This window comes from Streptomyces sp. NPDC111628 (assembly GCF_055635195.1).
The window spans coordinates 819,185-832,241 of the sequence record NZ_JBVKBZ010000004.1 but is presented as its reverse complement, the minus strand read 5'-3'; the positions used below and the strand labels follow the sequence as shown (position 1 = coordinate 832,241).

Annotated in this window: 13 protein-coding genes; 2 read left to right on the top strand and 11 right to left on the bottom strand. The window is 70.9% G+C overall.

Going from position 1 to position 13,057, the window contains the following annotated elements:
* Positions 1 to 31: 31 nt before the first annotated feature.
* Positions 32 to 676, bottom strand: a complete 645-nt coding sequence (locus ACZ7MF_RS25685; RefSeq protein ID WP_356858846.1) for a response regulator transcription factor — start codon at positions 674 to 676, stop codon at positions 32 to 34.
* Positions 667 to 1,809 carry a sensor histidine kinase gene (locus tag ACZ7MF_RS25680; protein WP_471480061.1) on the bottom strand — a complete coding sequence of 381 codons (1,143 nt, stop codon included), beginning with the start codon at positions 1,807 to 1,809 and terminating at the stop codon, positions 667 to 669. Before ACZ7MF_RS25680 ends, ACZ7MF_RS25685 begins: the two co-directional genes overlap by 10 nt.
* A gap of 132 nt (positions 1,810 to 1,941) precedes the next feature.
* Between ACZ7MF_RS25680 and ACZ7MF_RS25675 the strand changes: the two genes are divergently transcribed.
* Positions 1,942 to 2,769 (top strand): DedA family protein, encoded by an 828-nt coding sequence (locus ACZ7MF_RS25675; RefSeq protein ID WP_471480059.1) that lies wholly within the window; start codon positions 1,942 to 1,944, stop codon positions 2,767 to 2,769.
* Here ACZ7MF_RS25675 and ACZ7MF_RS25670 read toward each other — a convergent pair.
* The 3 genes from ACZ7MF_RS25670 to ACZ7MF_RS25660 all read right to left on the bottom strand — a co-directional run bounded on the left by ACZ7MF_RS25670 (position 2,687) and on the right by ACZ7MF_RS25660 (position 7,263).
* Positions 2,687 to 3,499 carry an HAD family hydrolase gene (locus ACZ7MF_RS25670; protein WP_471480057.1) on the bottom strand — a complete coding sequence of 271 codons (813 nt, stop codon included), beginning with the start codon at positions 3,497 to 3,499 and terminating at the stop codon, positions 2,687 to 2,689. The two genes, ACZ7MF_RS25675 and ACZ7MF_RS25670, sit on opposite strands and share 83 nt — an antisense overlap.
* The gene (locus ACZ7MF_RS25665) at positions 3,499 to 6,018 is read right to left on the bottom strand and encodes a phosphoribosyltransferase (RefSeq protein ID WP_471480055.1); all 2,520 of its coding nucleotides are present in this window, start codon (positions 6,016 to 6,018) and stop codon (positions 3,499 to 3,501) included. The genes ACZ7MF_RS25670 and ACZ7MF_RS25665 overlap by 1 nt, the downstream gene beginning before the upstream one ends.
* A gap of 78 nt (positions 6,019 to 6,096) precedes the next feature.
* Positions 6,097 to 7,263, bottom strand: a complete 1,167-nt coding sequence (locus ACZ7MF_RS25660; RefSeq protein WP_471480053.1) for an HpcH/HpaI aldolase/citrate lyase family protein — start codon at positions 7,261 to 7,263, stop codon at positions 6,097 to 6,099.
* Between the two features lie 206 nt (positions 7,264 to 7,469).
* Here ACZ7MF_RS25660 and ACZ7MF_RS25655 point away from each other — a divergent pair, with 206 nt between their 5' ends.
* Positions 7,470 to 8,465: a TerD family protein gene (locus ACZ7MF_RS25655; protein ID WP_471480051.1), complete on the top strand. Its 996-nt coding sequence runs from the start codon at positions 7,470 to 7,472 to the stop codon at positions 8,463 to 8,465.
* Positions 8,466 to 8,495: 30 nt separating this feature from the next.
* On the opposite strand, the gene ACZ7MF_RS25650 is transcribed toward ACZ7MF_RS25655, so the two are convergent.
* The 6 genes from ACZ7MF_RS25650 to ACZ7MF_RS25625 all read right to left on the bottom strand — a co-directional run bounded on the left by ACZ7MF_RS25650 (position 8,496) and on the right by ACZ7MF_RS25625 (position 13,020).
* On the bottom strand, positions 8,496 to 9,233 hold the full coding sequence (locus ACZ7MF_RS25650) for a TerD family protein (protein ID WP_356858860.1): 738 nt from the start codon (positions 9,231 to 9,233) through the stop codon (positions 8,496 to 8,498).
* A gap of 150 nt (positions 9,234 to 9,383) precedes the next feature.
* Positions 9,384 to 10,526: a DUF475 domain-containing protein gene (locus ACZ7MF_RS25645; protein WP_356858862.1), complete on the bottom strand. Its 1,143-nt coding sequence runs from the start codon at positions 10,524 to 10,526 to the stop codon at positions 9,384 to 9,386.
* A gap of 49 nt (positions 10,527 to 10,575) precedes the next feature.
* The gene (locus tag ACZ7MF_RS25640; protein WP_003976437.1) at positions 10,576 to 11,151 is read right to left on the bottom strand and encodes a TerD family protein; all 576 of its coding nucleotides are present in this window, start codon (positions 11,149 to 11,151) and stop codon (positions 10,576 to 10,578) included.
* Positions 11,152 to 11,245: 94 nt separating this feature from the next.
* Positions 11,246 to 11,821, bottom strand: a complete 576-nt coding sequence (locus ACZ7MF_RS25635; protein WP_003976436.1) for a calcium homeostasis/redox stress adaptation protein — start codon at positions 11,819 to 11,821, stop codon at positions 11,246 to 11,248.
* Positions 11,822 to 11,962: 141 nt separating this feature from the next.
* A complete protein-coding gene (locus ACZ7MF_RS25630; RefSeq protein WP_356858866.1) occupies positions 11,963 to 12,421 on the bottom strand; it encodes a peroxiredoxin in 459 nt (152 codons plus the stop codon).
* 161 nt (positions 12,422 to 12,582) lie between these two features.
* Entirely contained in the window at positions 12,583 to 13,020 is a 438-nt protein-coding gene (locus ACZ7MF_RS25625; RefSeq protein ID WP_007449195.1) for a DUF3052 domain-containing protein, read from the bottom strand.
* Positions 13,021 to 13,057: the final 37 nt, after the last annotated feature.

Genomic DNA, 13,057 nt, shown 5'->3' with positions numbered 1-13,057 from the left:
TCCGCTCCTGCCGGACCGCCCCCGGCCCGTGTCAGCTGCCCAGGTAGCGCAGCACCGCGAGCACCCTGCGTGAATAGCCCTCCCCTCCGGTCAGCTCGAGTTTGTCGAAGATCGCGTTGGTGTGCTTCTCCACCGCGCTCTGCGAGATGTGCAGCCGATGCGCGATCGCCGCGTTGGTGTGGCCCTGCGCCATCTCGGCCAGCACGTCCCGCTCCCGCACGGTCAGTCGGGCGAGCAGGTCGGTGTGCGTCGTCCGGCCGAGCAGCTGACGGACGACCTCCGGGTCGAACGCGGCGCGTCCGGCGGCCACCCGCTCCAGCGCGTCGAGGAACTCGTCGACCTGGACCACCCGGTCCTTGAGCAGGTATCCGACTCCTTCCGTCTCCCCGGTGAGCAGCTCGGTCGCGTACCGCTTCTCGACGTACTGCGAGAGCACCAGCACTCCGACCCCTGGCCACCGTCCGCGTATCTCCAGGGCCGCGCGCAGGCCCTCGTCCGTGTGCGTGGGCGGCATCCGCACGTCGGCGACGACCACGTCCGGCTGGTCCTCGGCGACCGCCTTCAGCAGCAGCTCGGCGTTGCCGACAGCCGCGAGGACCTCGTGGCCCTCCTCCGCCAGCAGCCGCACCAGCCCCTCCCTCAGCAGGGTCGAGTCCTCGGCGAGGATCACCCGCATGGCAGCTCCGCGGCGACGAGGGTCGGCCCGCCGGGCGGGCTGACCACGCTGAGGCTGCCGTCGAGGGCGGCGACGCGCCGGGCGAGCCCGAACAGTCCGCTGCCCGCGGCGTTCGCCCCGCCGCAGCCGTCGTCCCGCACGCTCACGTACATCCGTTTCTCCTCCGCTCTGACAGCGACGCTTATACGGTTCGGCGCCGCGTGCTTGACCGCGTTCGTGACCGCCTCGCAGACCACGAAGTACGCGACGGTCGCCACGGCCTGCTCGGGCTCCTCGGCCAGGTCGTACTCCACCCCCACCGGTACGGACGCCCGCTCGGCGACCGTCTCCAGGGCCGCGCGCAGCCCCGCCTCGTCCAGCGTGGTCGGGTAGATCCGCCAGGCCACCTCGCGCAGCTCGTCCAGCGCGCGGCGGCTCTCGTCGTGGGCCTGGCCCAGCAGACGGTCCCGGCGGCCGGCGTCCTGGCTGCGGCGGGCCCGGCCGAGCAGCATGCCGAGGGCGACGAGGCGCTGCTGCACACCGTCGTGCAGGTCGCGCTCGATGCGGCGCCGTTCGTCGTTCACCGCGTCGACCACGGCGGCGCGGCTGGCGGACAGCTCGGCGATCCGCCGCTCCAGCTCCTCCTGGTGGCGCGGGCCGAGGAAGTGCCGGGCCAGCTGCCCCTCCAGTCCCACCACACCGAATATTCCCTGCACGGTGAGGAACACGAGGAAGAAGCCGCCCAGACTGCCGAGGACCAGCGAACCGGGGTTGCGTATGCCGTCCAGCAGGAGCCAGCCGTACAGCCCGAAGGTGCCGTACGCCAGGCCGATGGCGGCCGTCAGCATCACGACCCCGCCCAGGACGCCCAGGGCCCAGTGGCAGGCGACGTACCGCAGCGCCCGCACGTCCTCGTACGCGGGCGTGACGCGCAGGTCGAGCCACATCCGCAGCCGGCCCCGCTCCAGCTCCGCCAGAATCCGCGCGCCCGCGAGGACCGGGCGCAGTACGGCACGGCGGCCCTTCGGCCAGGCGGCCACCGGCAGCAGGGCCACACCGGCCAGCAGGGCGAAGAGCAGCTCGACGGCGGCCGCGGCGGTCCCCAGGATGAGGCCCGCCCCGCACCGCACTACACGTCGCGCCATGACTCGCATGATCGCGAGGCTAGTCGGGCGCGGTGGGCGGGCACACTGCGGAAAACCGCAATTCCCGCCTGCGGTACACCGCAATCGATCATGCGGTCTTCCTCAGGGTCTCTTCAGCCGCGATTTTCTAGCGTGGTCGTCATGACAGCCATCGCAGCGCAGCCGGCCGTGGACAGCGGTGCGGCACCGCAGTGGATCAACGACCTCATGGACGCCCTCGGCGCCCCCGGTGCCGGTCTCGCCATCGCTCTGGAGAATCTCTTTCCTCCGCTGCCGAGCGAGGTGATCCTGCCGCTGGCCGGGTTCGCGGCGAGCTCCGGCCGGATGAGCCTGATCGCCGTCCTGCTGTGGACGACGGCGGGTTCGGTGATCGGCGCGCTCGCCCTGTACGGGATCGGTGCCCTGCTCGGCCGGGACCGCACGGTGGCGATAGCGGGGAAGCTGCCGCTGGTGAAGGTGTCCGACATAGAGAAGACGGAGGCGTGGTTCCTCCGGCACGGGACCAAGGCGGTGTTCTTCGGCCGGATGATCCCCATCTTCCGCAGCCTGATCTCCGTGCCGGCGGGTGTGGAGCGGATGCGGCTGCCCGTCTTCCTCGCCCTGACGACGCTGGGCAGCGCGATCTGGAACACCGTGTTCGTCCTCGCGGGCTACGCACTGGGGGACAACTGGTCGGAGGTCTCGGGCATCGCCTCCACCTATTCGAAGGTGATCCTCGCGGCGGCCGCCCTGGCACTGCTGGTCTTCGTCGTCATGCGGCTGCTGCGGCCGGGCGCCGGTCACCGTCGGCGGGGCCGCGGCGACGACGGGCGGCCGGACATACGGCCGCCGGCCGACGACGACCGCCCCGGCACCGGGGGCGGTGCCGGGGACGGAGAGGGCGGGTTCAGCGAGTCGGACGCACCGCGCGCAGGAACTCGCGGAGGATCCGCTCACCGGCCAGGACGCCGCGCTCGGGCAAGGCGCTGATCGTCGGAGCCGTCCAGCCGGAGTCGGCCAGTTCGCCGTGGCCCGGGCGCCAGCCGCGGTCGGCGGCCAGGAGCAGGTCGGCGTCGAGGAGCGAGTCTCCGGCGGCGAGGGTGAGTTCGGCGCCGGTGCGGCGGGCGACCTCGTGCACGGCGGCGCTCTTGGTGAGCGGCTTGGGCACGGCGTAGATCTTGCGGCCCTGGAGGGACACGGTCCAGCCGCGGTTCTCGGCCCACACGGCGAGTTCCTTCACCCAGTCCTGGGGCAGCAGGTCGCGTTCGACGACCAGGTAGGCGAAGAGGTCCTCGGCGACCCGGTGCTTGCGCACCCACAGCGGGTCGGCGGTGTTCGCCAGGTGGTCGCGGACCTCGGCGAGCGAGGCGCATTCGTCGGCCAGCCGTGCGGTCACTCGGGCGTGCCAGCCGGGGTCGGAGACGCCGTCCACCAGCAGGTGGCCGCCGTTGGCACAGATCGCGTACTTCGGCGCGGGGCCCGGGAGGTTGATCCGCTGGTACTGCTTGCGGGTCCGGGTGGTGGTCGGGACGAAGAGGGCCGAGTCGCCGAGGTCGGTCAGCAGTTGGGCGGCCGTCTCGGTCAGGTAGGAGAGGGGTCTGCTCTCGTAGACCTCCACGCACAGCAGGCGGGGTGCCCTCAGGTCGGGCATGGTCAGGCCGAGGGCGGCCGCGGAGTAGATGAGTGTGCGGTCGAGGTCGCTGGCGACGAGTACGGGCATCAGAGCGTCACCGCCTTGCCGTCGGCGCCGGTGGCGCCCCGCGTGTACTGGGGGTGGATCAGCCCGACACAGGTGTACGGGAGGTCGGCGACCTCCTCCACGGGCACGCCCCGCTGTTCGGCCAGCAGGCGGACGTGGTCCAGGTCGGCGCCGGCTCCGGCGCGGGCCAGCACCTTCCACGGGACGCGGCGCAGCATCACCCGCGTGGTCTCGCCGACGCCGGGCTTGACGAGGTTCACGTCGTGGATGCCGTACTCCTCGCTGATGCGCTCGACGGCGGCCCAGCCCTCCCAGGTGGGGGTGCGGTCGGCGGAGAGGAGGTCCTTCACCTGGGCGTCGACCGTGTCCGTGACGTCGGAGAAGCGGGCGGCGACGGCGTCGAGGAAGTCCGGTGACAGGTCGGCTGCGGCGAGTTCGCGGTAGAACTTCGCGCCGTGGAAGTCGTGCGGGCCGACCAGGTCGGCGCGGAGCACGGTGCGGGATATCAGGCCGGAGACGGTGGAGTTGAGGCAGGCGGAGGGGATGAGGAAGTCGTCACGGGTGCCGTAGGTGCGTACGCAGGAGCCGGGATCGGCCAGTACGGCGATCTCCGGGTCGAAGCCGGTGATGCCGTCGGTGGCCTCGAATTCGCGCAGGGCGGCGGCGAGTTCGCGGGTGATGGCGCCCTTGCCGGTCCAGCCGTCGACGAAGACGACGTCGGCGGGGTCGTGGTGGTCGGCCAGCCAGCGCAGCGCGTTGGCGTCGATGCCGCGGCCCCGGACGATCGACACGGCGTAGTGGGGGAGGTCGAGACCATGACGGAACTGCGCCCAGCGGCGCATCAGAACGCCGACCGGGGTGCCCGCGCGGGCGAGGGAGACCAGGACGGGGCGGGGCGACCGTTCCGCGAGCACGATCTCGGTGACGGCGCCGACGGCGCGCGCCAACCGGGCCGCGGACGTCTCGAGCGCCGCGTGGAACAGGTCCTGGTACTGCTCGCTGGGCTGGTACTCCACGGGCAGCGACTCGGCGTAGTGCGCGCCGCCGCTCTGGATCGCTTCCTCGCGCTCCTCGGTCGGCGCCTCCAGCGTCACCTCCGAGAGGTCCTGGAGCAGCCAGCCGACCTCGTCGGGCGCGTACGAGGAGAAGTCGGGGCCGCGCAGGGGCTCGGGCAGCATGGAGGGCCTTTCGGGGTCGTGCGGGGGGCTCGGGACGTACGACGGGACGACCGCGAGCAGCACGCGGGGGACGTGGGCGGCGAGCCGGGCCGGCAAGCCGTCCGGGGCGTGCAGCGCGGGGGTGTCGGCGGCCGAGTCGACGACGGCGACGACGGCGTCGAAGCCGCCGCCCGCGACGTTGTAGGCGTAGCGCTCGCCGGGGCCGTCGGCCGGGTCGTCGTGCGCGGGGAAGACCAGGCGGGTGCGGATGGCGTAGCCGGGGTCGTCGACGGCGAGGACGGGAGAGCGGGTGGTGGTGGAGTAGCGCACGTCGAGGTCGCCGCCGACGCTCTGTTCCAGCGCGTGTGCCAGGCGGAGGGGGGCGTACATGAGCTCCTCGAAGCCGAGCACGAGCACGCGTCGGGCACCGGCGGGGAGCGCCTCGGCGATCCGTGCCGCCATGGCGGGCAGGGCGGCCTCCAGCCGGTCCCGGTGGGCGGCGGTGAATCCGTGCCGTCCGCCGTCGGGCACGTCGTGCGGCCAGCGCAGCCGGACGCGCTCGACGGATCCGGACGGTGGCGCGGCCGGAGCGGGGCCGGTCGGCTGCGTGGCCGTCGCCTCGTGCCGGGCGACCAGTTCCTGCCCCTTCTCCAGCACGCCCGGCGGCAGCCGGACCGTGCCGGAGGCGGTGGTCACCAGGTCCACGCGGGCACCGATCTCCCGGGCGAAGTCGTCCAGCCGGCCGGCGTCCGCGGGCGAGCGCATGTCGACCAGGGCGACCACGACGTACCGCTTGCGGGGATAGCGCTCGTGCAGGGCGCGGACGGTGTTGAGCACCGTGTTGCCGGTGGAGAACTCGTCGTCGACGAGGACCAGCGGGCCGTCTCCGGCGAGCAGCGCCGGGTCCTCGGGCAGCAGGAGGTGGGAGGTCGCGTGCGAGTGGGACTCCTCGAAGCCGCCCGCCCGGGCGACTCCGGCGACCGGACGGCGGGTGGAGTGCAGGTAGGGCGCGGGGCCCAGGCCGTCGGCGACGGAGTGGCCGAGTCCGGTGGCGGTCTCCGCGTAGCCGAGGACGACCGCGCGTGCGGCCTCCTCGGCGCCGAGCAGGTCGCGGACGCGTCGGCCGAGGGCGACGCCGTGGCCGTAGACGACGGCGGGCGACTGCGGGACGTGCTTGCCGAGCACGTTGGAGACGAGCAGGTGCGCCCGCTTGGGGTTGCGGCGCAGGGCGAGCCCCAGCAGGCCGGTCAGCGCCTCGTCGCCGGTGAGTCCGACGCCGAGCCGCTCGGCGACCCAGCTGCCGGACCAGACTCCGGCGTGCCCCTCGGCGTGCTCTCCGGCGTGCTGGTCGGCGTGCCCCTCGGCGTGCGCCCGCTCCGTCATGTACTCGTGCCTCCCGTTGTCCGCCGCGGCGTGGGCCCGGCGTCGGTTGTGGATCGCTTGCGTCCGGTCGCCCGGCGGTCAGTCGGAGAGTCCGGCGGCGAGCAGCTCCACGAAGCCGATGTCCTCGTTCGCCACGCCGAAGATCTCGGCGCGCAGCAGGGTCCGCTCGGCCCAGGCGCGGTGCGGCTTCACCTCGTTCATCTTGTTCGTGTAGGCCGACCTCATCACGCCTCCGCCGCAGCGTTCGGGCCGCAGGATGTCCTGGGCGTCGCTGAACTCCTCGTGGCTGACCACGGACAGCGCGTGCACGGGGAGCACGTGCGAGGGATGGATGCAGGTCTTGCCCAGCAGGCCGTTGGCCCGGTCCAGGGAGATCTCGCGCAGCAGACCGTCCATGGAGTGCTCGATGAGCTTCTGGCGCAGTTCGACGGCCTGGCCCTCCAGGAAGGGGCTCTGGCGCAGTTGCGGTTTGAACATCCTCTCCTGGACGCGGAAGTACTCCCACACGGGCCCGGTCACCGTGAATCCGGTGCCGTCGGCGCGGGCGAGCATGTTGACCACGTCGGCGATCACGGAGGCCACGATCTGGACGTCGTAGGCCGTCATGTCGGGGCCCCGGCGCAGCCCGTAGGAGGAGCAGAAGTCGGTCACGCCGAGCCGCAGGGCCAGCACGCGGTCGCGGTACTTGTCGACCGCACGGAAGATGCCCTCCAGCGTCTGGACCCGGGACTCCCGGTACAGCAGGTCGGGGGACTCGAGCACGGGCATGGCGAAGAGCCTGCGGCCACTGGTGGTCTCGGCGGCGGCGAGCGCCTCCAGGAAGGGCATGCCGCGTTCCTCGGTGAACTTCGGCAGCACGAACCCGGACAGCAGCCGCACGGCGGGGCCGAGACGCCGTACGAGGTCGGGTATCTGCTCGGGGGTGCGGACCCGGACGAACAGCAGGGGAACGTCGTCGCCGGAACGTTCCGCCAGGTCCGTGAGCTGACGGACGAGGTTCGCCTCGCCGACGGGGACGTCGGCGTCGTCGATCGAGTCCTCCAGGCACAGCACCATCGACACCAGTCCGCGCGCGCTCTGTTTCAGGATGTCGTCGGCGAGGCTGGGCCGGGTGGCCGGACTGTAGAGCGTGGCGCCCAGGGCCGCGGACAGCAGCCGGGCCGGGGAGTCCGCCGTGAAGGAGCAGGGCTCCTGATGAAAGAGACGCTTCCGCACATCAGGGGCTATCTGTCCGAAATGACGCATTTAAACTCCCCCGGGTGTCTGGGCGACCTGGAATCGTCGAAAGGTGGCCGGTAATAGTACGTAGGTATTGATGTCGGAGGTTCCCACCGGGCATGAATTCCAGGTAACCCGGCCATGTCGGCGACGGCGACCCGAGGCGGGCGGACACAAGCCGAGTACCCGCCCCCGCGTTGTCGTGACCAGGACCGAGAGGGCAGGATGACGACATGACGCACGCGATGCTGAAGGGGTCGAACGTCCCGCTGCAAGCCACCACGGTACGCGCCGTGCTGCGCTGGACTCCCGGGCAGGGGGTTCCCGACGTCGACGCCTCCGCGCTGCTGCTGGGGCCGGACGACCGCGTGCGTTCCGACGAGGACTTCGTCTTCTACAACCAGCCACGGCACCCCTCCGGCCAGGTCTGGCGGCTCGGCAAGAAGCGGGTCGCCGAGGGCCTGACGGACACGATCCAGACGGACCTCTCCGGCGTCGAGCCCTCGGTGGGCCGGATCCTGCTGGTCGCGTCGGCGGACGGCGTGACCTTCGACCGCGTCCGGTCGCTGCGCATCCTGCTGCACGACGCCGCGGCCGACGCGGAACCGCTGGCGTACTTCGACGTCACACCGGAGACCGGCCAGGAGACGGCGCTGATCTGCGGCGAGCTGTACCGGCGCGGGGACGGCTGGAAGTTCCGGGCGCTGGGCGAGGGCTACTCCAACGGGCTCAAGGGCCTGGCGACCGACTTCGGCATCTCGGTGGACGAGTCGGAGGGGGCGGAGGACCCCATCTCGGCCCCCCGGCCCGACGCCGCGCCGACGGCCCCCGCAGCCCCTTCCGCCGCCTCCCCGTCCGCCCCCTCGCAGGCCACGCCCGACCAGCCGACACCCGCCCAGTCCACCCCCGCTCCGCCGGTGGTCGGCCCCGACCACCCGACGGCCGTGCAGCCGCTCCCGGGCCCTTCGCGCCCCCTGCCGCCCGAGCAGCCCACCGGCGTGCCGACACAGCCCGCGTACGGCTATCCGCAGCAGCCGGTGACGGCCCAGCCCGCCTACGGCTACCCCCAGCCGGACGCCGGCCGGCCCGGGTACGGGTATCCGCAGGCGCCCGCCGCGGCCGGGGTCACGGGAGCGCAGTCCGGCTACGGCTATCCGCAGCCGGTCACCGGGGCGCCCGATCCGGACTTCCGGCTGCCCCCGCAGGGCCCGCAGTTCGTCGGCCGGTAGCCTGCACGGACGGCGGCCGGTGGCCGGGGCTCAGCGCTCCGCCTTGCTCTTGTGCCCCCGGCCCCATTGCAGACCCCAGCCGTACAGCCGGTCCAGCTCGCCCTGGAAGCCGTAGACGAACTTCACCTCGCGGCGGACGAGGATCTCGTCCTTGACGTTCTCGATCATCACCACGGCACAGGACCGGGCCTGCGGATGCCGCTCGTCGAGGCCTATCTCGATGCGGGGCCCGTTGCTCGGGTAGAGCGTGACGACGGCGTGCGTCCGGTCGAAGGCCGGGGTCTGGTCGTAGATGTAGGCGAAGAGCAGCAGGCGCTTGATCGCGTCCTTGTGGTCGAGGTTGACGTAGAGCGTCTCGCCGGAGGCCGAGCCGAAGCGGTCGTCGCCGCTGAGCTTGACGTACGGCGGGGCGTTGACGTCGCCCAGGAAGCCGCCGAGCGGCTGGACCACCCCGCGGGTGCCGTCCTTGAGTTCGTAGAGGCAGCCGAGGTCGAGGTCGACGTTGACCATGCTCTGGCTGTGGCCGACCACCTCGGGCGGCTTGAGCGCCTTGAAGGGGTGCCGCAGCAGGCTCTCCCGCTGGACGCCCGAGATGTCGGAGGTCCGCATCCGCCAGGAGAGGTTGACGCGGAGGTTGCCGGTGGCCGCGCCCTGCTTGGTCAGGGAGACCTGACTGTGCCGTTTGGTCAGCTGTATGGAGTTGGTCGCCGCGCTGCCCGAGTCGAACTCGGACTCGCGGCCGCGCCACAGCCCGTCCAGGAAGCCCATCCCGCCCCACCTTCGCGTCACCGCCGACGGGGCGGCCCCGAGGAGTCGTCCTCGTCGGCCGCCCCGCTCAGAGCGTTCCTCGTCCGGGCCGGGTTCACACCAGGGGTGTGGGCGCACCGGGGGCGCGCCCGGGCCCGGGAGCCAAGGGTTTCACACCCCGGAGGAGACCTCCGCCTTCTCCTGGTCGCCGTCGCCCCCGGCCGCCGCCAGTGCGCGGTTGCGGCGCACCGAGGAGAAGAAGGACCAGCCGATCAGGGCGACGCCGACGAGGCCGGTGATGATCTCGTGGATCTCGTACTGGATGGTGACCAGCAGGATCACGGCGAGGGCGCCGATGGCGTAGTGGGCGCCGTGCTCCAGGTAGACGTAGTCGTCGAGGGTGCCCTGGCGGACCAGGTAGACCGTGAGCGACCGGACGTACATGGCGCCGATGCCCAGGCCGAGGGCCATCAGGACGATGTCGTTGGTGATGGCGAAGGCGCCGATGACGCCGTCGAAGGAGAAGGACGCGTCCAGGACCTCCAGGTAGAGGAACATGAAGAACGCCGCCTTGCCCGCCAGCTTGACGGCCGACTTGGGCTTGCCGGTGCGCTCGGCCTCTTCCTCGGCCTCGTGCTCCCGTTCCTCCTCCTCTTCGAGTTTGTCCTCGAAGTAGCCGGAGAGACCGCCGACGATCATGTAGGTGATCAGGCCCGCGATGCCCGCGAGCAGGACCGTCTCCGCCTTGTCGGCATGGGCGCCGCCGTGCTGGTGGGCGTGGGCGCCGAAGGTGATCGCGGAGACCAGCAGCACGATCAGGGCGATGCAGACCGACAGCATGTCGACCTTGCCCAGCTTGGCCAGCGGACGCTCCAGCCAGGCCAGCCACTTGATGTCCCGGTCCTCGAAGATGAAGTCGAGGAAGATCATGAGGAGGAACATGCCACCGAAGGCGGCGATCGACGGATGGGCGTCCGTCACCAGCTCCTGATAGCGGTCCTTGTCGGTGAGCGCGAGGTCGACGGCCTCGATCGGCCCGAGCGACGCGCTGATCGCCACGATCACGACCGGGAAGACCAGGCGCATGCCGAACACGGCGATCAGGATGCCGATGGTGAGGAAGATCTTCTGCCAGAAGGCATTCATCTTCTTCAGGATCCCGGCGTTGACCACCGCGTTGTCGAAGGACAGCGAGATCTCCATGATGGAGAGGATCGCCACGATGCCGAAGGCGGTCCACCCCCCGTAGAAGACCGCCGCGACCAGGCCGAGCGCGGTGACCGCGAACGACCAGCCGAAGGTTTTCAGAAGCACTGGCTACCCAATCGTGTGTGTACGGGGCTCCCCCGCGCCGTACTCGGCTTTACGAAACGTTGACTCCGAAGTCTAGAGCGATGCCGCGAAGCCCCGACGCGTACCCCTGCCCCACTGCACGGAACTTCCACTCGCCCTGGTAGCGGTAGAGCTCGCCGAAGATCATCGCGGTCTCCGTGGAGGCGTCCTCGCTGAGGTCGTAGCGGGCCAGCTCCTGGCCGTCCGCCTGGTTGACGACCCGGATGAAGGCGTTGCTGACCTGGCCGAAGGTCTGGCCGCGCTCGTCGGCCATGTGGATCGAGACCGGGAAAACGATCTTGTCGCAGTGGGCCGGCACCTTGGAGAGGTCGACCAGCAGCGACTCGTCGTCGCCGTCGCCCTCGCCGGTGAGGTTGTCGCCGGTGTGCTCGATCGAGCCGTCCGGGCTCTTGAGCTGGTTGTAGAAGACGAACCACTCGTCGCCGAGCACCCGGCCGCTGCTGCACACGAGTGCGCTGGCGTCGAGGTCGAAGGGTGCTCCGGTGGTGGAACGCGCGTCCCAGCCGAGCCCGACCAGTACCTGCGTGAGGTTCGGTGCGGCCTTGGACAGGGAGACGTTGCCGCCCTTGGCAAGCGTGACGCCCATGGTGATGGTCCCTCCCCGGGTGATGGTTCCTGGTTTCCTGCGCGTCCGGCGCCGCACGTAAACCGTGCGGCGCCGGACGTGTCGAAACAGTCGCTCAGACGTTCACGCCGAAGTCCTGGGCGATGCCGCGCAGGCCGGAGGCGTAGCCCTGGCCGATGGCGCGGAACTTCCACTCCGCGCCGTGGCGGTAGAGCTCGCCGAAGACCATGGCGGTCTCCGTGGAGGCGTCCTCGCTCAGGTCGTAGCGGGCGATCTCGGCCTCGCCGGCCTGGTTGACGACGCGGATGAACGCGTTGCGCACCTGGCCGAAGGACTGCTGGCGGTTCTCGGCGTCGTAGATCGAGACCGGGAAGACGATCTTCTCGATGTCGGCCGGGACCGTGGCGAGGTTGATCTTGATCTGCTCGTCGTCGCCCTCGCCCTCACCGGTGATGTTGTCGCCGGTGTGCTCGACCGATCCGTCCGGGCTCTTCAGGTTGTTGAAGAAGATGAAGTGCGCGTCGCTGGCGACCTTGCCGCCGCTGTTCAGCAGCAGTGCGCTGGCGTCGAGGTCGAAGTCGGTGCCGGTCGTGGTGCGGATGTCCCACCCCAGACCGACGATGACCGCGGTCAGGCCGGGGGCCTCCTTGGTCAGCGAAACGTTGCCGCCCTTGCTGAGGCTGACTCCCACGAGTCCTCCATTGGTGTCCAGGGGCGGGGTGCCCCGTAGTGCGTGGATATCGGATCAACGAGTTGATCCTAGTGACGGGTTCCCGCGCCCCGCAGTCCCCGGAGCCGACAAATCACGTGGTGTCGGCCCGGCGGACGCCGGTCACAGGGCGTCGAGCGCCTTCACGTACTCGGCGAGATCACGGGCGTCCGGCAGACCGTTGACCACGGTCCAGCGCACGACGCCCTCCTGGTCGATCACGAAGGTGCCGCGGACGGCGCAACCCTTGTCCTCGTCGAAGACGCCGTAGGCGCGCGAGACGTTGCCGTGCGGCCAGAAGTCGGACAGCAGCGGGTACTCCAGGCCCTCCTGCTCGGCGAAGACGCGCAGGGTGTGGATGGAGTCGTTGGAGACGGCGAGCACCTCGGTGTCGCGGTCGGCGAACTGCGGCAGGTTGTCGCGCACCTCGCACAGCTCGCCGGTGCACACACCGGTGAAGGCGAAGGGGTAGAACAGCAGCACGACGTTCTTCCGGCCGCGGAACTCGGACAGCCGGACGGTCGCGCCGTGGTTGTCCTTGAGCTCGAAGTCGGGGGCCTTGTCGCCGACCTGGATCGCCATGTCCCGTTCGTCCCTTCCGTAGGAAGATCTCCGCGAGAAGATCTCCGCGGGTGATTCGCTGGAAACACCCTACGCAGGGACGGTCGCGGACCCGCGGACGGGCCGACAGCCGTCGGCCGCCGACCCGCCCGGAGTCCGGAATGTCACGGAGCCCGGCCGGGCTACCGCTTGGACTTGGCGGCCTTGGGCGTCGCCAGCCGGCTGCCGCTCCAGTCCTTGCCGACGCTGACGCTCTTGGACGCCGTCAGTCCGGCGGTCGTCGAGGCTTCCGAGATGTCACTGGCCTCGACGTACCCGTCACGGCCGGTCTTCGGCGTGAGAAGGAGGATCGACCCGCCCTCTTCGATGTACGTGGTGGCATCCACCAGCGCATCCGTCAGGTCGCCGTCGTCGTCACGGAACCACAGCACGACGGCATCGGCCACGTCCTCGTAGTCCTCGTCCACCAGCTCGCCCTCGACGGCGCCCTCAATGGCCTCGCGGAGCTCCTGGTCGACGTCGTCGTCGTAGCCGATCTCCTGGACCACCTGCCCGGGCTGGAAACCCAGCCTGGCGGCAGGGTTCGTCCGCTCCTCCGCGTGGTCCGCGGTCGCGCTCACGGGTTGCCTCCTGATCATGTTTCGGTAGATGTCTTCA